Raw genomic sequence first — 19,953 nt, forward strand, 5'->3', positions numbered from 1 at the left:
AAACTTGACAGGACGGACATATTATCTTGTATACAAAATATTACGACCCTGATGTAAGGGGGAGCCGAGGAGCCCATGCATTATAAAGATTGCATCATGTTTCAAATGGCCAAGGCCTACCAGCGGGTCCATGCGGAGTTCAAGAGCGGCGCCGCGGAATTGGGCCTTACGCCCATACAGTGCCTTGTCCTGCAGGCCGTGTTCGAAGAGCCGGGGCTTTCGTCAGGCGAAATCGGGCAGCGCCTGCATATTGACAGCGCCACCTTGTCCGGGATTCTTGACCGCCTCATCGAGCGGGGCTGGATCATCAAGAACACCTCCGCCAAGGACCGGCGCGTCCTGGAGATCCACCCCACGGAGCAAGCCCTGGAGCAAAAGACGGCCCTGGACGGCATGGTGGAAAGCCTTAACGAAAAAGTGCTTGCTTCATTCCGGGTGGAGGAGAAAATGCTGCTTAGAAGGATGCTGGAGGATCTTGCGCGGTGATCTTTCCTGCATAATTACCTTGTATACAAATCATCATGTCGGAAAAATCGCCTCTGGCGGTGTAAAGGGATTTCCCACTCAAACCGTTCCAAATCAAAAAAGGAGCCAAGACAATGAGCGATCCTGTTTATCATGAGCTATTGGAAGTGATGAAGAAGCGCGGCGGCAAATACGCGGGGATGGACACCCCGGAGTTCTTCGCCCTGGTGGAGGAGCTTTTCACCCCGGAAGAGGCGGCCGTGAACAACGCAATGCCCCGCGGCCCCTTCCAGGCCGCCGGCCTGGCCGAATCCATGGGAAGGGAGGCCTCCGAGGTGGAGGCCCTTTTGGAGTCCATGGCGGACAAGGGAACCTGCGTGGCCGTCGAGATGGGAGGCGTCCAGTTTTATCAGAGCGCCCGGTTCATGCCCGGCATCCTGGAGTTCCAGTTCATGACCGGCCGGGTGTCGGACCGGGACAGACGCATCGCCAGGCTCATCCATGATTATGAAACAGCTTGCGACGCCAGGGTTAAGGCGCCCGAGAACGAATTCCCCGTGTTTCGGGTCATCACCGTGGATCAGGCCATTGAGGGGGGAAACACGGTTCACACCTATGACCAGATAAAGACCGTCATTGAGCAGAATGAGGACATCGCAGTCAGCACGTGCTATTGCCGCCATGCCGCCATGCTCCGCGGGGAGGATACCCATGACCTGCCCATGGACGTGTGCATGCAGTTTGGGGTGAACGCCCAGTTTGCGATTCAGCGCATGGGCGCCCGCAAGGTCAACAAGGAGGAGGCCATGGAAGTGCTGAAACGCGCCGAGGAAGCCGGGCTCATCCACATGAGCCAGAACATGGCGGACGGGATAGACTTTTTGTGCAACTGCGACCGCTGGCATTGCGTGGCGGTTAAGACGGCCATGGCCAAGCCCAAGCCGGGCGTGTTTTTCAATTCAGGCTTTGAGCCAAAATTCGATTCGGATTTGTGCACGGCGTGCGAAACCTGCATTGACCGGTGCCCGCCCCAGGCCCTTTCCATGGGCGATGAGGACGTCCCGGAGGTGGATTTGGATCGCTGTTTTGGCTGCGCGGCCTGCGCAACGGGTTGTCCTGTGGAGGCGATCTCCATGGTCAGCAAACCGGGATTTACGCCCCCGCCTGAAAACGCCAAAGCCATGAAGGAGGCTTATAAAGCCAGCCTTGGAAGCGCCTGATCCAACACTGGGGTCTACGTTTGACGTTTGAGTCCTGGGACTCGGTTCAGGCTTCCAACGCGGGCCTTGCTTGGAAAGCTACCGGATGACCCGGAAATTTCCCAAACGAATCAAGTCCTTGGGCGACAAGGCATAGGACAGGGCTTTGTTTAATCCCGCCCTGGTCAGACGCGCCGCCGTATGGGATGCCCGGGCCGGTTTCCAGCCCGGATCGAACCGGTGCATGGCGTTTTGGTACACGGCCTCTTTGGCGAATGACAGGGCCGGGCCTGCAAGCGTAATGGAATCCGCGACCAGAAACGCGTCCAGGGCGCCGAAGGCGACAAGGGTCGGTTTTGGCGAGGGTTTAAATTTTCTTGGACTTCCGCCCTTTGAAAGCCTGATGATATTTTGCGCGGCGCATACGCCCATGTCCATGGCATGGTAGGCCTGCTTGCCCAAAGGCGTTTTCAGCCCCGCGGAATCGCCCGCGACAAAAATATCAGGGTGCATCGGGCTTTGAAGGAATTCATTCACGGGCGCCCATTGGCCGGATTCATTGGCAAGCCCCCAAGACGCCAGGTCCGCAAGGGGCTTGACCCCGCCGGTCCATATGGTCATATCAGCCGGAATGGTTTCGCCGTTGGAAAGTTCAACGGCGTTTTTTGCGACCCTTTTGACGGATGTTCCCATATGAAAGAACGCCGGCATGGTTCGGCATCCGCCAACCACTGCGTCATGAAGCCCCGGAGGCCCGAACGCCAGAACCCTGTCTCTCCCTTCCACCAGATGGACGGCGATCCCGGGCTTATCGCCGTATCGGCGGAGCGCCTCGCCCAGGGCTTCAACGCCTTCAATGCCGCCTCCCACAATGACCAGGGAGCATGGTTTTCCGGACCTCATATGCGCAGCCAGGGTTTTCCCGATGGCATGGCAGTTTTCCACGCTTTTGAAGTTGAATGCGATTTCCCGTGCGCCGGGCGTATTAAAAAAATTGGAGACGCCCCCGACAGCGCAAACAGCATAGTCGTACGGAATTTCCAACCCGCTTTCCGTCCTGACGCATTTTTCTTCAGGCCGCCAGGTTGCGGCCCTGTCCTGCACAAATCGATGCCCTGCGGCTTCGACGATTTTCCGCTTGGAAAGCCTGAGGTCCCGGGGCGGCTTGATCCTGCTGACCAGTTCATGGATATTGGGCAAAAACTCAAAGTACGGCCATGGATCCAGAACCGTGGCGCGAAAGCTCCCAGGCAGGGCTTTTGCAGCAGACAAGCCTCCAAAATTGGCCCCCACGATCAAGACGCGGGGTCTCTTTTTACGCCGTAATATTTTCATGGCCGTCCGCCTGTCCCGCTATTTGGGGCCCACCAGGGGCAATTCCTTTTCGATGCGGAAAAAGACCAGGTGGCGTGGATTTTCCGGGTCTTTTTTCCCTTCCCGCCTTCTGAGTTCATAAAGCCTTTCCGTATCCTGCTCCTCGGCGATCTTTGTCAGAACCAGCCTTTTCCCTTTATAGCCCGGGCCTTCCTGCAAAAACAAATAATGGGCGTTCGGGTTCTCCGACAAATTGGCGTAGGTCAGTCTCTCGGGCATAATAAAAGCGATGGTCCCGTCTTCCATGCAATGGGGCCGGGAAAAGACGGCGCCGTTGACCTCGCCGCTTTTTCCGGAGGTGGATAGAACGCCAACCCCTTTGTTTTCCGTAAAATATGCTTTCATGTCTTCCATAGTATCACTCCAAGGTTTTGAGGTTCATGTTATCCGGGGCGGCCGGCGCTCTATGGATTCATTATCGCTATGCTGAAGTTTAGCGCTGCAGCGAAGCCCACCCACAATGCGTAGGGCGCCATGCATAAAGAGGCTGCGCGGGAGACGCTCCAAAAGGTCTTGATACAGGCCAAAATAAGCCCCAAAAGAACCATGATTTCTAAAAAGGCCAGCCAGGGCATCCGGAGTTCAAAATATATCAGGGTCCAAAGCCCATTGAAAACAAGCTGCACAAAAAACAGCGTCAAAGGCGTCCGGACGCTTTGGGAGGACATTGCCACCCAAACCTGCCGCCCTGCAACGATCATCAGAATGTATAGCAGGGTCCACACCGGCCCAAAAAGCCAGCCCGGAGGCGCCCAGGCAGGCTTTCGGACATCCTGAAACATGGGCGCCACATTGGGTCCGGTGAAAAGCCCTCCGAACAAGGCTGTTGCTCCCACTGCGGCCGATACGACAAGGAGCGCTATTAGATTGCTTTTTTTCATGGCCGATAAAACCTCATTTCCGGCTTGCCCTTGACTGCGCGGGCGTTTGCAGCCGCGCGCCGTACAGTTTTAAAATATGCGGCGTTATCACGGCATGAGGGTGCGCAGAATATCTTCCTTGCCCACGACGCCGACCAGCTTGCCGCTATCCACCACCGGCAGGGTGTGGAGCTTTTTGTCCACCATGAGGGCGGCCACGTCTTCCAGGGTGGTGTCCGGCGAGACAACCACCGGTTTTTCGGTCATGGCCTGGGAGACCTTGAAGGCGGCCATTTTTTCCATTTCCTTTTCAAAATGCTTTTGGGAAACCAGGGGGATGACGCTGTCCAGGAGCGTGAAAAAGGAAGGCACGGGAAAACGCTTTTGCTGGACGATGAGGTCGCTCTGGCAGAGGATGCCCACTACTTTGCCGGCCTCGTCCACGACGGGGGCGCCGTTGATCCTGTTTTCCAGCAATTGCTTCGCCGCTTCCGAAATGTCCGTATCCGGCTTAAAGGAAATAACTTCAGTGGTCATGATGTCGCTGACTTTTTGCACAGAGGACTCCTTTTCATTATTGTTTTATTCGGGCAGCAGGTCGTAATAATACAGCATGGCGTCGGACCGGGTGAATATGCCGATCAACTCGCCGTCGTCCACCACGGGCAGCCTGCCCACGTCGTGCTTGACCATGATTCTGGCGGCCTTGGGCACGCTCATATGCGGGGGCGCGGTGATCATGTCCGTGGACATAAAGGCCTTGACCGGCGCCCGCCATTGGGACTGTTTTTTGATTTTGTTCACGTCCCGCCTGGAAATCACGCCCACCAGCTTGCCTTCCTCGGTGACCGGCATGCCGGAGATGGCTTTTTTTTTCAGGATTTCGGCCGTATCCTTCATGCTGGTTTTGGCGTCGATGGTTTCCACGGGAAAGGACATGAGATCTCCGATTAAAATCGTGGAGCGCTGATTCTCGCGGATCAACTCCAGGATCCATTCCTTCACGCCGATGGGATTGACGTCCCTGAGCATGGCCGAGGCTGCGGCCGGATGCCCGCCGCCGCCCATGATGCGCATGATCTGGCCCACGTCCATGCTGTCCACGCCGCTTCGGGCGATGACAATGCAGCGGCCTTTTTCCGCGTCGTTAAAAATGCCGAAAGCCGCGTCCACGTTCAGGATGTCCCGATACATATGGACCACCAGGGACAGGCCGTGGGTGTGGCCGGTGATTTCCATTTCGCAAATGCTCACCCGATGGCCGCCCACCTTGATGCGTTCGGCCTTTTGAAGCATTTCAAAAAGCACGTCCTTTTGTTTGACGCCGTAGGCCGGCCTGAGGAAGTTCTCCAGCACGTTCAAATCCGCCTGATGGGAGAGCAGGTAGGCCACGGCCATGGCGTCCCGCGCCGTGGTGGACGGAAAGGCCAGGTTGCCGGTATCTTCATAAATCCCGGCCAAAAACAGGGTGGCCTGCATGGGGGATATTTCCAGGTTCTGCTTTTTGATTTCCTCGATCAAAAGCGTGGTGCACGCACCCAGGGGCTCCTGAACCACCTTGGAGGCCTTAATGTCCGAAGGAACCATGTGATGGTCCCAGATATGCACTTCCAGATCCTCTTTGGAGGACAAGGCGCTCAAGCGCTCAAGCCGCTTCCACTGATTCACGTCCACCACGATCAATCGGGTGACGGCGTTCACATCCACGTCCTTAAAACTTTTGATTGCAAAAAGATCTTTGTGGATGGACAAAAAAGCCTGGATGTTCGGATTCACCCGGGTGGGCAGGACCAGATCGGCCTCCGGATACAAAATTCCGGCGGCGACCAGGGAGGCCAATGCGTCAAAATCGGAAGAATTGTGCGTGGTGACGATATCCAACGAACTCTCCTTTTGCAGGGTGGGAACTGTTTACACTGATGAATAATACCACCCCCCAGTTGGGTGCACAACCTTTTTGGCTATTGCCGAAAAATACAAAAAATCCTTGCAAAACAAGGATGCCTGTCATATAAAATTGGAATCATTATAAAAACCTCCGCCCCTGGTTTTATAGGCCTTGCCTTGGGCGGCGGCGATAGCGGCTATCAGGGTGGATGCTGCGATTCCGGACCAAAATCAACCTGTTAAAAAAAGAAGAGTGCTCATGAAAAAAAAGGCGAAACTCACCGGCGTTTTGTTTGTCCTTTGCCTTATCCTCTTTTCGTCCCCAGCCTGGGCGGGCATTATCGAAAACCCGGACCAAGCCCGTATTGGGCAGCTCATCACCGTGACCGCGGACGCAGCGGGAACTTGGTACAGCGAAGGCCCGGCCACCACGACAATCTACTCCGACGAAAACGGAACTGTCGTGCTGGGCGCGGACGAAACCGCCGCCACCGTATACTGGCGCTTGCCCAAGTCCATTTCCACAAACCCCGCCCAATACATTATTGTCTGGACGGCGGCGGACGGGTCCGGGACGCAAAGCACGGAGCCTGTAAACGTCTACCAGCATGTGGAATTGGTGGACAAGGAGGAAATCGGGCTGATTTACTACCCGGGCCTGACCGAGGAGATGACCGCTTCAGGCGGCCTGCCTCCCTACACCTGGACGGTCATCGGCCCTGATTTGCAGATTGAATCGGTCATCACCAATGTTGTTGCGGGAAATCCCTTTGAATTTGTGGCGCCTTCCACCGGAGAATTTGCGGGCATCCATACTGCCTGGGTTTCCGACCAGCTTAAACGCGTGATCGACGACTCCCTGACCGGCGCGGACCTGGAAGAGGCGGAAGGCCGGGACAATGTGGAGCTTTACGAGTTCGCGTGGCTGGACGGCGAGCACTTTTTTCTGGAGGAAGACAGCGCGCCGGTCACCTACACCCTAACCGGCGCCCCCACCCATCCCATCGATCCGGAGACGGGCGACTATCTCCGCGATCCGGACACGGGCGCCCCCATCACCATGACCTATTCCTTCAAGATCATGGCTGAAAACACGGAAAGCTCCACCGAGTATACAGGATTGCCCGCGGAATACGGACGCATCACCCTGGATAACGGAAACGCCCCCATATCCGGCTCCCTGGTTATCACCTATCATCCGCCCACGGCGCCCACTTCGGCCAACAGCTTCTGGATTCGGGGCAACGCCAGCGAGGAACTGATATACAGCGTCGGAAATTACGAAACCAATATTTACGACGTATGGCTGGGCCCCATCACCATCCGCCTCAAGTCGGATATTAACGGCGTGATTGTGGATGAAAATAAAAATCCCATAAGCGGCGCGAATATCCTGCTGATTGCGCCCGAGCAATACCAGGCCCAATATGTCACCGGAGCGGACGGAGCCTTCAACTTCAGCCTTCTTAAAGGGCAAAAATACTACTTTCAGGCCGACGCGCCCGGATTCGCCTCCAAGCTGTTCACCTCCACGTCCTTTGATAACGAAGGGGGAAGCATAACCCTGGAAGCGGCGGACGCGCAAAACTACATCCATGGAAGCCTGGATTACACGCCGGGAACCGGCAACCTGGAGGACGGGTCCATTGCGACCGTTTCGCTGGTGGATTACAATCAAAGCCCTGCAGAGGTGATCGCCGAGACCAAGGTGGTTTACGCCAACAAGCTGGGTACGCAAGCCTATCGCCTGGACATTCCCGGCGATGCGCCGCTTGGCCAAAGCTATGCGCTAATCGCCTATACGCAAAATTACTCGGCCACCCAGATCTTCCGCATTGCCGAGCTTCCCGCCGACGGGCTCCAGCTTCCCTTCCAGATGGATATGGACATGCAGGAGTATCTGCCGCCTACGGCCATCGTGGACGGAACTGCAACCCCGTTGGAATATAAAGTGGCAGGGGCGGAATTGGAGCCCATCGCCCAGACATCAGGCGCAGCGCCCCAAGTGCTGGCCGCCCCCACGTACTTGGGCGGAGTGGCTTTTGAAATCAGAAACTCGGACGACGAACTGCGTTTTCAGGCGGACATGCGTCCTGGGTTCACGGACACCTCTGTGCTGACCGCAACGAGCACTGTGAAAATATCCATGGCCTCCGAAGAAACGCCCTTGACCAATGATATTACCGGCTATTTAGACGGCTATACCGAGTACGCAAACGGCTCTTTGAGGCTGCTGGAAGCCATCGTTAACACGGCTTCGGACATCAACGGCAATGGCAATTCCGAGATCGTAGGGGAACACGGGGCCGTCATGACGCTCCCCTTTGACCTGCTGACCGTGGAAATCGGAGATTTTGAATCGGGAATTTATTACGTGCGCAGGGGCGTCAGCCGAACCGACCTGGCCACGTCATACGCCTATGACCTGCCCCTCTCGGACATCCTGGCCATTGACTACCTGGGCGATGGTGAGACCGGATGGGTCACCTTTAAGGCCGACAGCTTTTCCTATTACGGAATCGGCGGGTCGGAAGGAACCACCTACAAGGGAGCGGGATCTTACAAGTGGGCTGAATTTGAGCGCTATGAATTATGGGGCTGCTTTGTGGACTCCCTTGAAAAACAGCCTGTAAAAACCCGGGCCGCCCTGGGCGCGGCCGCTCTTTTTCTCGCCGGATGCCTTGCGCTGATGGCCAGACGCAGGAGAAGGGCCGGCGCATAGCTGTATTCAGACGCGCTGGAATATCATCAGCAAAATTCAGAAAGCCGGCCTTGAAAACAGGGCCGGCTTTTTTTATTCATATTTTTATAAAAGAATCAGGAACTGGAAAGCAGATTGTCAAAATAGGCAATGGTCTTGAGCAAGCCCTGCTCCAGGCGAATTTTGGGCTCCCAGCCAAGAACGTCCTTCGCCTGGGTGATGTCCGGCTTGCGCTGTTTCGGATCGTCCGCAGGCAGGTCCAAAAAGGAAATTTTGGAGGAGGAGCCAATGATGGAGATGACCTTTTCCGCCAGTTCCAGAATGGTGAACTCCCCGGGGTTGCCCAGGTTCATGGGGCCCGTCACTTCATCGGGGGAATTCATAAGGCGGATGAAGCCTTCCACCAGGTCGTCCACATAGCAGAACGAACGGGTTTGAGAGCCGTCGCCGTACACGGTGATAGGCTCGTTTTGCAAAGCTTGGATGATGAAGTTGGACACCACCCTGCCGTCATGAGGATGCATATGGGGGCCATAGGTGTTGAAGATGCGGGCCACCTTGATCTTCAGGCCGTGCTCTCTGTAATAGTCGAAAAACAGGGTTTCGGCGCAGCGTTTCCCTTCGTCATAGCACGAACGGGGCCCCACGCAATGGACGTGGCCCCAATAAGACTCGGGCTGGGGATGGATTTCCGGATCGCCGTAAACCTCGGAGGTGGACGCCTGAAATATTTTTGCGGAAACCCGTTTGGCCAGCCCCAGCATGTTGATGGCGCCGTGCACGTTCACCCGGGTGGTCATGACCGGGTCGTTTTGATAATGGATGGGCGAGGCCGGACAGGCCAGGTTATAGATCTCATCCACATGCACGTATAAAGGAAAGGTAATATCGTGGCGCAACAACTCGAAGCGGGGGTTGTCCGTCAAATGCTGGACGTTTTGCCGGGACCCCGTGAAAAAATTGTCCACGCACAGGACTTCACAGGAGGCGTCCAGTAAACGCTCGCACAGGTGGGACCCTAGAAACCCGGCTCCGCCAGTGACCAAAACTTTCTTGGGCAGATTCATAATCACGTAATAAAATCGAGCGGAGACTAAATGACAGGCCCTGCCCGGGGAAGACTACCCCTTTTCGTTGGAATTAATGCGGTCCCGAAGAACCCCGGAGCAGGTGAAAGTAACGACCTTCCTGGCATCAAGGATTATGCTGTCGCCTGTGGCAGGATTCCTTCCCCGGCGTTGCGATTTGTCGCGCACGCGAAACTTTCCGAAACCGGAAATCAACACATCGTCACCGTTTTCCAGGGAAGACTTGATGATTTCAAGGAGGTCCTCTACCATGGTGGCGCATTGTTTTGCTGGAAGACCTAACTGGTTGTGGATTTCCTCCACTATCTGAGCTTTAGTGAGTGCCATTGGCAAGGTGCTCCCGTTAACGCAATACTCTTGGTTTATCAAAAATTATCAAGCATTTGTCCAACGATGGATCAACGATACCGTTGAAAAATCATCTTGTCAAGAAGATTTGCACATCCAGGGGCCTGAAATTAATCCCATTTGACGCCCCGGAAAATGGAATCGCGGTATATGTTGTGTTTGTGTTTCATGACAACTTCCATCATTTTCGCCATGACATCATCTGTTAAAAAATTTGGCTCAAGGCCCAAATCCAAAAGCCCCGTGTGCGCCGGATTATAATAATGCTCCTCCGCTTCCTTGCGCGGATTGGGCACGGATTTAACCTCCACGTCCAGCCCCAGGGTCTTGCCGGCCCGCTGCACTTTTTCCGCCAGTTCATTCACCGAAAAGGTCTCCGTAAACTGATTGAAGATGCGCAGATCCGGTTTTTCGGGCGGGTTTTCCAAAGACAGCCGGACGCAGTTCAGGGTGTCCTTGATGTTCAAATAGCCTCTTGTCTGGCCGCCGGAGCCGTACACGGTCAGGGGATAGCCCACCACGGCCTGTACGATGAACCGGTTGAGGACCGTGCCGAATAACTCGTCGTAGTTAAAAAACGGAAACAGCCGCTCGTCGTCCTGGCTTTCGTCCGTGATCAGGCCGTAGACCGGCCCTTGCATGAGGTCCGTCACCTTGAGGCCCCACATGCGCACGTAAAACCAGAGCATGTCCGTGTCCATGATCTTGGTGGTGTGGTACAGGCTGCTGGCCTGGCGGGGATACAAAAACTTCTGGGACCGGCCTTTGTGCTCGATGTCGATCCAGCCTTCTTCAATGTCGATATTGGGCGTGCCGTACTCGCCCATGGTGCCGATCTTGACGATGTGGGCGTCCCGGGCGAACTCGCGCACCGCAAAAATGGTGTTGGCCGTGGCCTCCAGGTTGTTTTTCAGGGTCAGGGTTGCTGCCCGGCGGCTGGCCATGGAATAGGGGGCGGAAGGCTGCTCGGCGTAATGGATAACCGCTTCGGGCCTGGTTTTTTCAAACACCTCGGCCGTAAAGCTCCAATCCATGAGGTCGCCGATGTAGACCTTTACGTCCTTGCCGGATTTTTCCTTCCAGATTGCGGCCCGTTCGTCCAGGGAGGGGACTTCAAACAAGGGGCGGACGTCCATCTCGCGGCAGATGTTCCGGCGCAGGTAGTTGTCCACCACCGCCACTTCGTGGCCCAGGGCCGAAAGCTGCATGGCCGTAGGCCATCCAAGATATCCGTCTCCTCCTAAAATCAAAACGCGCATGAGTCGCTCCGTATATTCAATCTTTATATAGATGTCTGTTAGGGAAAATAACGCTGGCTCGGGTGCTCCTTACCCTTATCGCCTTCAAAAAGCAGGTTGTTTTCCTTTAAAAAGGAGGCCAGGGCTTCCCGGCTCATGTTTTCCTCGATGCCTGAGTTATACGGGTTGTCCACCGTTTTGCCCGCCACCTGGGGATAGTCGTAGGTCACCTCGCGATACAAGGAGGTGAAGGCCGGCAGCACGGCGAAGTACTTGGGAAGCTCCCACACCCTGCGGGTTTCCTCATGGCTCATCAATTCCTCATACATTTTCTCGCCGGGCTTGATGCCTATGTTTTCTATCTCGATGGACTTGGGGTCGCGGCCGAATTCTTCCGCCAGTTCATCGATCATCACCTGAGCCAGATCGCTGATTTTGATGGACGGCATTTTGGTGACGAAGACCTCGCCGCCGCAAGCCAGAGAGGCCGAGTCGATCACCAGTTGCACGGCCTGGGGCAGGCTCATGATAAAGCGGGTCATGCCCGGATCGGTCAGGGTGACGGGGCCGCCCTTGCGGATTTGCTCCCGGAATATGGGGATGACCGATCCCCGGGAGCCCAAGACATTGCCGAAACGGGTGGACGCGTAAATGGGGCCGCCGTCCCGGGAATTGGAGTCCGCAGCGGTCATAAGGCGCTCGCCCATGAGCTTGGAAGTGCCCATGACATTGGTGGGGTTTACGGCTTTGTCCGAACTGGTGAAAATAACGCGTTCCACCTTGTTGTCGGCCGCGGCGGTGATGATGTTCTGCACGCCCATGATATTGGTGCGGACCGCTTCAAAGGGGGATTTTTCGCAAAGGATCACGTGTTTGAAGGCCGCAGCATGAAAAACCGCGTGGACGCCCCGCATCTTGCGGGCCAGCTTGTGTTCGTCCCGGACGTCGGCCAGAAAAAAACGGCCGTTGGCATTCTTCTGAAAGCGCTGCTCCAGAAAAAACAACTCGCTTTCGTTGTTGTCCAGGCCGATCAGCTCCTCCACCTGATGCTCTTCCAGCAACTGGCGCACCAGCTCCGACCCCACCGTGCCGCAGGCCCCGGTGACCAACACCCTCTTTCCTTTAAGGAATGACTCCATGCAACTTCCCTTTCTTACCGGCTATCGTCCTTGCCCAGGATTTTGCGAACGGCCCGGGCGGTCCTGTCGGCCAGTAAGTTCACATCGAAATTTTCCTGAATTCTTGACCTGTTTTTTTGACATAAATCGGGTTCAATTGCAATGCGCTTCCTGATTTCCAGCATGCCTTGGGCCAGTTTTTCCGAGTCCCTGGGCGGAACCGCGATCCCGCAATCCCCCACGATAAGGGCGGAGTCGCCCACGTCCGTGGCCACGCAAGGGAGCGAGCAGCTCATGGCCTCGCCAACGGAATTGGAAAAGCCCTCGTGCTCCACCGAGGACGAAACCAAAACGTCCAAAGCGCCGTAGACGGCCGGCATGTCGGTGTGAGGGCCGGCCCAGATGACTTTGTCAGCCACGCCCAGCTGGGCCGCCAGTTCTTCTAACTCCCGCCGCGCCGGGCCGGGCTTGGGGCCCACGCACACAAAGCGCACGTTTTTTTCCTTCTGCGAGACGATTTGGGCCGCCTCCAAGAAATATCTATGGCCTTTCATGGGCCGTAGTGAGGCGACCACGCCGTAAACCGTACAGCCTTCCGCAACGCCCCATTTTTCCCTCAGCACCCTGCCCTTTTGTACGTGTTTAACGAACCGGGCCGTATCAATGCCGTTGTGGATCACCTCCACCTTGGATTGGGGGAATCCCCGGGCGATGACGTCGGCCGCTCCGGCCCGGGAGTTGGAGACGATCAGATGGGGAAATCCGGACAGGCTTTTCTCCAAAAAATAAAACATGCGGGCAAACCAGCCTGCGCTGTTCAAATCCTTGTCCGAAGCGCGAACGCTCCAAATCACCTTGACTCCGCCGGCCAGCATGGCGCAGGGGATTGCGTAGATGTTGGGGCCGGGCAAAAAGGAGTACACCGCTTGGATGCGGCGGCGGCGAAGCTCCTTGATGAGTCTGGCGCAGGCGGAAAACAGGTCCCACCTTCCTTTTTTGTTCAGCAAAAAAAGGTCGACTCCCGGCTGGTTTTCCAAATCCTTAAGCAAGGGGCCGCGTTCGTAAAAAAGGCCCACGGTCACGTCAAAGGCGTCTTTGTCCAGGGCCTTGGCCAAAGCGACCAGTTGCCGTTCGGCGCCTCCGGCGTCCAGGGCGCTGGCCAAAAGCATAAGGCGGATTTTTCCTGTTTTTTCCATGGCCTCCCCCGGGCTTTAGTCTTTGCGGGAAATGCGAAAGCAGTAATCGGTTTTTTCCAGGCGCTCCACCTGCACCCTGCAAAAATCGCCGCTGCATTCCTGCAGATCCGCCACGGCGCTCCGGACGTCGTCCAGGGTGATCCCCGGAACCTTTTGCTTCATGTATTCCGCATCGCTCTGCTTGCGGTTCAGGATCTTGTTTACAGCGACCTTGAAGTCGTAAACCGAATCCTTGACCTTCCACCGCAGCATGGCGCCCAGGGCCTTGACCGGGGACCGCTTCTCAAAAGGAGAGTCCAGCAGCAGACGGGCCAGGGAATCCGTAATGGTGCGGCATGCGAACGGGCCGTCGATATTCGCGGCGTAATCCTTGCCGAGAGAGGATTCAGGCGCGGCCATTTCCTCGCCTTTCAGGATGCGGGAAACCACGTCCACGGTTTCCTGGGGAGTAAAGGCGGAAATGCTGACCACCCTGGGCAATTCGTACTCATATATGTCGGACAGCACGGGCCTGTAGGCCACAACGGGCTTGCCCAGAACGTGGGCCTCCACTCCGGTGGTGCAGGAGTTGTGGATGAGGGCCTCGGAAGCCAGCAGCCAGGGTATGACGTTGCCTTTGTGGATGACCTCCACGTTATTCAGGCCGCGGACGGCCTCGTGCCAGTTTTCGTGGTTTTCCGATGGATGGGGCCGCAGCACGATTTTATGCTTTGGGAAGGCCTTGCTGAGTTCGGGCAGCAAGTCCTTAAAGCTCTCGTAGACCGCGCCCACGTGATCCACCCAATCCTGGAGGAATTTTTCATGGACCTCGTTGATGATGCGGCCGTTATCCCGCATGATGTGTTCAATAAAATATTTGGGGCCGTAAAAGTTGTTGTACAGGCCGAAATTGGTGTTGACCAGAATAAAACGGCCGTGGGCCTTGCGCAGAGCGTCCGCCTCCTTATGAAAGATGCTTTGATAAGGCTCGCGCAGGAGGTCGAACCTGGGGTTGCCGGCTATGACGGTCTTTTTGGCCTGATCCCCCATCTTCATGGCGATGGCGCCGGCCTGAACCTTGCCCCAGGCGTAAAAGGCGTCCAGCATGGAGAAAACTTCCGCCGAAACCCGGTCCCGGGCGTAGGTTTCCTGATCCACTATCACCAGGCCTTCCTCGCACCAGGCCGTGACTTTGTAGCCCAGATCCTTCAACAGGCTGGTTCCGGGGAGTTTGGGAGGGGCCACGCCCTTTTCCACGTAAATTCCCCGAGGCAGATATTTGGCCCTTCTGAGCAATTCCGACTGCATGCCGATCAGCACGGAGAAGCCGGCTTCGGCGGCGAAGCACGCCAACAGGATTTTTGCGTGCATTTCGCGCACCTGGGTTTCGATGGGCACAAGTAAAAGAGGACGCCTGGACATATTGCAACAAGACTCCTAATAGCAAATCCGTTTTTGGATGGTAAAATCGAAGGTTTTCAGAACGTCCAAAATCTTCGGGCCGGCCTTGCCGTCTCCCCACATGTGGTTTTCTTCGTACCGGCCGTGGTTCAACTGCTTTTGGATGGCGGCTTTGATCTCGGCTTTGTCGTAGCCCACGTCGATGATGTTGACGCTCCGGTCCCGGCCAGACTGGCGGGAGCCGATGTTCACGCAGGGGGTTCCCAAAAAGGCGGCCTCGCGAATGCCGCTTGAGGAGTTGCCCACAATGGCCTGGGCGTTTTTAAGCAGGGGCGCGTAATGCTCGATGGGCAGGCTTTTGAAAAAATGCATGGGCGCGTCCACGTGCTTCTCGCGAAAAATCCGGATGCCTTTGGATATGCCGTCGGACCCCGCGTCCATGTTGGGCCAGATCCAGATGGTTCCCATGCCCAGCTCGTGGATGGCGTTCAGGGTCTGATTGACGTGCTCCAGATTTTCGGCGTACTCGGTGGTGACCGGATGCTGGATGACCGTCAAATAAGGCTGGGTAAGGTCCACCCGGGCGCCCACGCCCGCGGAAGCCTGCTTTTCCATAATCGGCTGCAGGTTGTCCAGATCCAGCCCGGCGATGACATCCAGGCTGGTGGCGCCCACCGGGAACACGGTTTCGGGCGCTTCGCCCATTCGAATAATGCGATCCGCGGCTTCCTGGGTGGCGGGAAAATGCACATGGGCGAGTTTGGTGATGGCGTGGCGAATGCTTTCGTCAATGGAGCCGGAAACCTCGCCGCCTTCCATGTGCGCCACGGGGATGTTCATGTACGAGGCTGTCATGGCGATGGAAAGGCATTCGAACCGGTCGGCGATGACCATGACCACGTCCGGCTGCAGGTTCTCAAAGGCCGTGGTGAACTCGCTGACGGCCAGGCCCGCGCTTTTCGCCATGGTGACCGGGGTTTCGCCTTCCACCAGAAAATGGATGCGCCGGTCCACATTCACGCCCATGGTTGTGAGGGAATCGGCTATGTTGCCGTACTTGGCCAGGATGGCGCCGCCCCCCACGATGATCTGCAGTTCCACGTCCGGGTCGTTTTCCGCGGCCTGTATGATGGACTTGACCTTGGCGTAATTGCCTCTCGTAGTGATGACCAGGCATAGTTTCATTTTCAACGCAATTGCTCCCATGTAATCAATTCGTCTTCCCGGATGTCAACGGCCGCCTCCCTGCCCAGAACCTTATCCATTTCAGCGGGGGAAATGCCGGTTCCGGGCCTTTTGCACACCAGCATGTCTTCGGTAATGCACTGGCCTGCGCTAATGGCGCAGGCTGAGACGATGCTTTTGCGCGCCCAGGCCAGGCTTTGCTTTTCGGCCTTGTTGGGGCTTTTGACTCCGCTTCCCAGGCTTTCCTCCACCTCCCGGACCTGCTCCACAAAAAGATACAGGTCGTCCGGGCCGCAAGAGACTTTCCAGTCCTGGGCGTTGGGCACCTCAAAATCCAGGGTGATGTGCTTTTCAATGACGGCCGCGCCCATGGCAACGGCCGCCAGGGGGATGTGATACCCCATGGTGTGGTCCGAATATCCGGCGATCACGCCCATGTCTTGAAGGGCTTTGATGGCGCGGAGGTTGATCAGCCGGGGCGCCGTGGGATAGGCCGTGACGCAATGAAGCACGGCCAGTTGGGGGTTGCCCGCCTTTACAAAAATATCCACGGCTTCCTGAATTTGCTCTTCCGTATACATGCCTGTGGATAAAATAACCGGCTTGCCCTTTTGGGCGACCTTGCGGATAAAGGGCCAGTTTTCCACCTCGCCCGACCCGATTTTGTATACAGGCGTATCCAGGGAATCCAGAAAGTCCAGGCTGGGCTCGTCGTGGGCCGTGGCGAAAAAGGTGATGCATTTTTCCCGGCAATACTCCGCAATTTTTTTAAAGGAGTCGTAGGGCAATTCCCGGGAGGCCAAACGGTCGATCCATTCCTGAGAGGCGGTGGATATGAGCTTACGAGCCTGAAACACCTGGAACTTGATGGCGTCCGCTCCGGCTTCCACGGCAAGGTCCACCAGGTCATAGGCCTTTTTCAAACTGCCGAAATGGGCCACGCCCGCCTCGGCAATGATGTACACCGGGCATCCGGCGCCCACGGGACGTCCGTCAATCTCAAATTGCTTTGCAAATTCAAAGGCCATAGCGCCCTCTTATACCGGCTTTCTGTTTAAGGTCATCATCTTGTAGCCGTATCCGTTTTCCCGGATGAAATCCTCTGCCTTGGGCCTGTTTTCGCCCGAAAAAAAGGCGTGCAAGGGGCCTTTTTCCTGCTCATCCCGCAAGTAAGGATCCCTGCCCTCCAGGTAATTCAACACCGCGTCCAAATCCGGCTGGTGAAAGGAAATGGCTATATTTTCCAGCCCGGATTGCTTCATCACGTACTTGATGCTTTGGGGCGTAAAATACGAGGGATGATTCCGGCCGTCGAACGTGGCTGCGTGCTCCCGGAGCACCCGGCAGACCATGCTGGCGCCGTTGGGGCAGAAGGTCAGGAGGATTCCGCCGGGCTTGAGGATTTCGGCGATCTGGCTGATTACCTCCACCGGCCGTTTCAAGTGCTCGATAACGCCCCACAAGGTGACCACATCAAAGGATTCGGGCGGAAAGCCGGCCTCGTCCAGCAACCGGGGCCGCACATCCAGGCCAAGCTCTTTGGTTGCGTAAGCCACGGCCTTTTCGTTCAGTTCCAGGCCCACGGCGTCCCAACCGGCTTCCTTGGCCAGGGCCAGAAAATGGCCGATGGAGCAGCCGATGTCCAGAACCCGGCCGGGCTTGTCCGTCCCAAGGGCTGCTTGCATGGCGTCGATGCCGCGCTGGTACTTGCCTTTGTCGTAAGACGCGTTGGCCTGGGAAAGCAGAACCTCGATCCAGAGGTCGTTGGCGGAAACCTCGGCGCATTCGCCGCCTTCGCCCGCGCCGCGATAACAATCGTTCAGGGCGTCTTCGTTGATCTGGGGATTGCCGAAAATATGGCCGCAGACCGAGGTGTTTTTGCAGCGCCTGAACTCAAAGCCCTGCTTTTTGAACCATAGCTCGCTTTGGCCGCAGCCGCAGACCGGGCATTTATCCAGGGGCTCGGCGAACTCGGGCTTGATGCCGTCGGCGCCGTCGGAAAGCAGGGCGATCTCCCTGTCCCTGGCGGCAAAATACTTGTCCCGGCCGGTTTGCTGCACAAAATCGTAAGTGCTTGCGCTTTGTTTATCCGTTTCTTTCATGAAACGCCTCATTCTTTCGTATGGGTAAAGACGCGATCCGCCTTATAATTTATAGATCAAAACCTTTTACCTTGCCGCTTTTGAGATACCACTCAGCGGTTTCAAAATCCTCGGGGCCGTCCACGTCCAGGGCGTAGGAATACGGCACTTCCACGGGTACGGAAGGCAGTGCGAAGACTTCCCGTTCGTTAATCAAAGCCTCGGTGGTGGTGACGATGAAATTGCCCAGGATGAAATGCTCGGGCTTGCGCTGCTTGTTGTAGCAAACCTTGCGCTCCTCCAGATACCGGAACCGCACATAGCCTTCGTCTTCAATAATCCTTTGGTTGAAGGCGTGGAAAATGGAGGGAAAACGGCTGATGGTCTGGGCCGAATGGGCCTTGGGGTCGGCCATGAGCGCCCGGCAGCATTCGTCCACATGCTCAGCCAGCAAAAAAGGCGAGGTGGGCTGAAGCAAAGCCACGGCCCTGGGGCGATAGCCCTCCCTTTCCTCCAGGGTTTTGACCAGATCCACCATCACGTCCACGATGTGGGTGTCGTCCTGGCCCAGTTCCGGGGGACGGTCGGCCACTTCTATATCGTGCTCACGGCAGACGGAAGCGATATCCTCGTCGTCCGTGGAGCACAGGATGCGCGACAGGCTTTGGGACTGCTTTCCGGCCCGGGCCACCCAGGTCAAAAGGGGGTGGCCGCCCAATAATGCAATATTCTTTTTATGCAAGGACTTGGAACCGCCCCGCGCCGGGATGAGTCCGAGAATCTCGTAATCTTCACTCATATGTAAATATCCTCGCCGCTTTCTTTCAATCCATTAATTTCATTGGGCTCAATTTACAGCCCCAGCCCCTCGATGATCTTGGCAATAGTGTACTCCTGGGTCAGGCTCCATGCGTCCAGGGTGGACCCGCCGATATGGGGCGTGATGATCAGGTTGTCATGCTCCTGGGCGTATTTCACCAGGGGTTGATCCAGAACCTTGGAGCCAAAATCCGGATCGAACTCGCCGTCCAGGACGTCCACGGCCGCGCCGGCCAGTTTGCCGGACTCCAGGGCCTTCAGCAAGGCGTCGTGATCCACCAACTCGCCCCGGGAGGTGTTGACGAAAAAGGCGCCGTCCTTGAATTTTTCGAACATCTCGGCGGAGAACAGGTTTTCGGTTTCCGGCTCGTGGGGGATGTGGATGGTCACGATGTCGCTGCTCTCCACAAGCTCTTCCAAGGAGGAGAGTTTTGTTATCCCGTCCACCGGGGATTTTTCAACAAAGGGATCGTAGTATTTGACGTCCATGCCGAAGGCCACGCCGTAGGAAGCCGTCAGCTTGCCCAGCCTGCCCAGACCGGCCACGCCCAGGCTCATGCGGGAGAGCATGGCCTTGCCGCCGAAGGGCCACCTGGCCCACTGGCCGTCCAGCACGGACTTGAAGCCGGGGACGATGTTGCGGGTCAGGGCGATGATCAGGCCCCAGGTAAGCTCGGCCGTGGGGGTGATGGTGTCCAGAAAGTCCTGATGGTCCTTGAGGGTCACCACCTTGACGCCTTTTTCCCGGGCATAGTCCACGTCAATGTGGGGGTGGCCCGTGGTGTTGGAGCCGATGGCCCTGAGTTTGGGGCAGGCGTCCATGATCTCCTTGCCCAGGTAATAGCCCAAGGGGGCGAGAAGCACCTCGGCGCGATCCATGACCACAGGCTTGAGTTCCTCCGGGTTTTCCAGGATGATCACCCGAAAATTGTCGGTCATGAGTTTTTCCGCCGCCGGGGCGTAGTTCAACATGGTGTAGTAGACCAAAACCGGTTTGTCATTATCCAGGCTCAT

Annotated in this window: 19 protein-coding genes; 3 read left to right on the plus strand and 16 right to left on the minus strand. The window is 56.5% G+C overall.

Annotation, left to right across the window (positions count from 1 at the left end; all coding sequences use genetic code 11):
* The first annotated feature begins 75 nt into the window (after positions 1 to 75).
* Positions 76 to 486, plus strand: coding sequence for a MarR family winged helix-turn-helix transcriptional regulator (locus G491_RS0101725; RefSeq protein ID WP_012610778.1), 411 nt, complete (start codon positions 76 to 78; stop codon positions 484 to 486).
* Between the two features lie 113 nt (positions 487 to 599).
* On the plus strand, positions 600 to 1,685 hold the full coding sequence (locus G491_RS0101730; RefSeq protein WP_028313354.1) for a 4Fe-4S binding protein: 1,086 nt from the start codon (positions 600 to 602) through the stop codon (positions 1,683 to 1,685).
* A 78-nt stretch (positions 1,686 to 1,763) separates the two neighbouring features.
* On the opposite strand, the gene G491_RS29050 is transcribed toward G491_RS0101730, so the two are convergent.
* The 5 genes from G491_RS29050 to G491_RS0101755 all read right to left on the minus strand — a co-directional run bounded on the left by G491_RS29050 (position 1,764) and on the right by G491_RS0101755 (position 5,779).
* Entirely contained in the window at positions 1,764 to 2,999 is a 1,236-nt protein-coding gene (locus tag G491_RS29050) for an NAD(P)/FAD-dependent oxidoreductase (protein WP_051326961.1), read from the minus strand.
* Between the two features lie 18 nt (positions 3,000 to 3,017).
* Positions 3,018 to 3,392: a pyridoxamine 5'-phosphate oxidase family protein gene (locus G491_RS0101740; RefSeq protein WP_012610781.1), complete on the minus strand. Its 375-nt coding sequence runs from the start codon at positions 3,390 to 3,392 to the stop codon at positions 3,018 to 3,020.
* A 50-nt stretch (positions 3,393 to 3,442) separates the two neighbouring features.
* Complete coding sequence (locus G491_RS0101745; RefSeq protein ID WP_012610782.1) at positions 3,443 to 3,919, minus strand: TspO/MBR family protein; 477 nt, start codon at positions 3,917 to 3,919, stop codon at positions 3,443 to 3,445.
* 87 nt (positions 3,920 to 4,006) lie between these two features.
* Positions 4,007 to 4,456, minus strand: a complete 450-nt coding sequence (locus G491_RS0101750; RefSeq protein ID WP_028313355.1) for a CBS domain-containing protein — start codon at positions 4,454 to 4,456, stop codon at positions 4,007 to 4,009.
* A gap of 24 nt (positions 4,457 to 4,480) precedes the next feature.
* On the minus strand, positions 4,481 to 5,779 hold the full coding sequence (locus G491_RS0101755) for a CBS domain-containing protein (RefSeq protein ID WP_028313356.1): 1,299 nt from the start codon (positions 5,777 to 5,779) through the stop codon (positions 4,481 to 4,483).
* A gap of 265 nt (positions 5,780 to 6,044) precedes the next feature.
* On the opposite strand from G491_RS0101755, the gene G491_RS0101760 reads away from it, so the two are divergent.
* Positions 6,045 to 8,507, plus strand: a complete 2,463-nt coding sequence (locus tag G491_RS0101760; protein WP_028313357.1) for a carboxypeptidase-like regulatory domain-containing protein — start codon at positions 6,045 to 6,047, stop codon at positions 8,505 to 8,507.
* A gap of 95 nt (positions 8,508 to 8,602) precedes the next feature.
* Here G491_RS0101760 and G491_RS0101765 read toward each other — a convergent pair whose 3' ends face one another.
* The 11 genes from G491_RS0101765 to G491_RS0101815 form a co-directional block, all read right to left on the minus strand.
* Positions 8,603 to 9,553 carry a UDP-glucuronic acid decarboxylase family protein gene (locus tag G491_RS0101765; RefSeq protein ID WP_012610786.1) on the minus strand — a complete coding sequence of 317 codons (951 nt, stop codon included), beginning with the start codon at positions 9,551 to 9,553 and terminating at the stop codon, positions 8,603 to 8,605.
* Between the two features lie 54 nt (positions 9,554 to 9,607).
* Positions 9,608 to 9,901: an integration host factor subunit alpha gene (locus G491_RS0101770; RefSeq protein WP_012610787.1), complete on the minus strand. Its 294-nt coding sequence runs from the start codon at positions 9,899 to 9,901 to the stop codon at positions 9,608 to 9,610.
* Between the two features lie 131 nt (positions 9,902 to 10,032).
* Entirely contained in the window at positions 10,033 to 11,181 is a 1,149-nt protein-coding gene (locus G491_RS0101775; RefSeq protein ID WP_028313358.1) for an NAD-dependent epimerase/dehydratase family protein, read from the minus strand.
* Positions 11,182 to 11,219: 38 nt separating this feature from the next.
* Positions 11,220 to 12,299 carry a polysaccharide biosynthesis protein gene (locus G491_RS0101780; RefSeq protein WP_028313359.1) on the minus strand — a complete coding sequence of 360 codons (1,080 nt, stop codon included), beginning with the start codon at positions 12,297 to 12,299 and terminating at the stop codon, positions 11,220 to 11,222.
* A 14-nt stretch (positions 12,300 to 12,313) separates the two neighbouring features.
* Positions 12,314 to 13,474: a glycosyltransferase gene (locus G491_RS0101785; RefSeq protein WP_051326962.1), complete on the minus strand. Its 1,161-nt coding sequence runs from the start codon at positions 13,472 to 13,474 to the stop codon at positions 12,314 to 12,316.
* Positions 13,475 to 13,489: 15 nt separating this feature from the next.
* On the minus strand, positions 13,490 to 14,875 hold the full coding sequence (locus tag G491_RS0101790) for a surface carbohydrate biosynthesis protein (RefSeq protein ID WP_028313361.1): 1,386 nt from the start codon (positions 14,873 to 14,875) through the stop codon (positions 13,490 to 13,492).
* A 15-nt stretch (positions 14,876 to 14,890) separates the two neighbouring features.
* Entirely contained in the window at positions 14,891 to 16,039 is a 1,149-nt protein-coding gene (gene neuC / locus G491_RS0101795) for a UDP-N-acetylglucosamine 2-epimerase (RefSeq protein WP_035217463.1), read from the minus strand.
* 2 nt (positions 16,040 to 16,041) lie between these two features.
* Positions 16,042 to 17,067: an N-acetylneuraminate synthase family protein gene (locus tag G491_RS0101800; protein ID WP_051326963.1), complete on the minus strand. Its 1,026-nt coding sequence runs from the start codon at positions 17,065 to 17,067 to the stop codon at positions 16,042 to 16,044.
* A gap of 9 nt (positions 17,068 to 17,076) precedes the next feature.
* Positions 17,077 to 18,141 carry a class I SAM-dependent methyltransferase gene (locus tag G491_RS0101805; protein WP_028313364.1) on the minus strand — a complete coding sequence of 355 codons (1,065 nt, stop codon included), beginning with the start codon at positions 18,139 to 18,141 and terminating at the stop codon, positions 17,077 to 17,079.
* Between the two features lie 49 nt (positions 18,142 to 18,190).
* Positions 18,191 to 18,919 carry an acylneuraminate cytidylyltransferase family protein gene (locus G491_RS0101810; RefSeq protein ID WP_028313365.1) on the minus strand — a complete coding sequence of 243 codons (729 nt, stop codon included), beginning with the start codon at positions 18,917 to 18,919 and terminating at the stop codon, positions 18,191 to 18,193.
* 53 nt (positions 18,920 to 18,972) lie between these two features.
* Positions 18,973 to 19,953 (minus strand): NAD(P)-dependent oxidoreductase, encoded by a 981-nt coding sequence (locus G491_RS0101815; RefSeq protein ID WP_028313366.1) that lies wholly within the window; start codon positions 19,951 to 19,953, stop codon positions 18,973 to 18,975.

It is taken from the genome of Desulfatibacillum aliphaticivorans DSM 15576 (assembly GCF_000429905.1).
Lineage (GTDB): Bacteria > Desulfobacterota > Desulfobacteria > Desulfobacterales > Desulfatibacillaceae > Desulfatibacillum > Desulfatibacillum aliphaticivorans.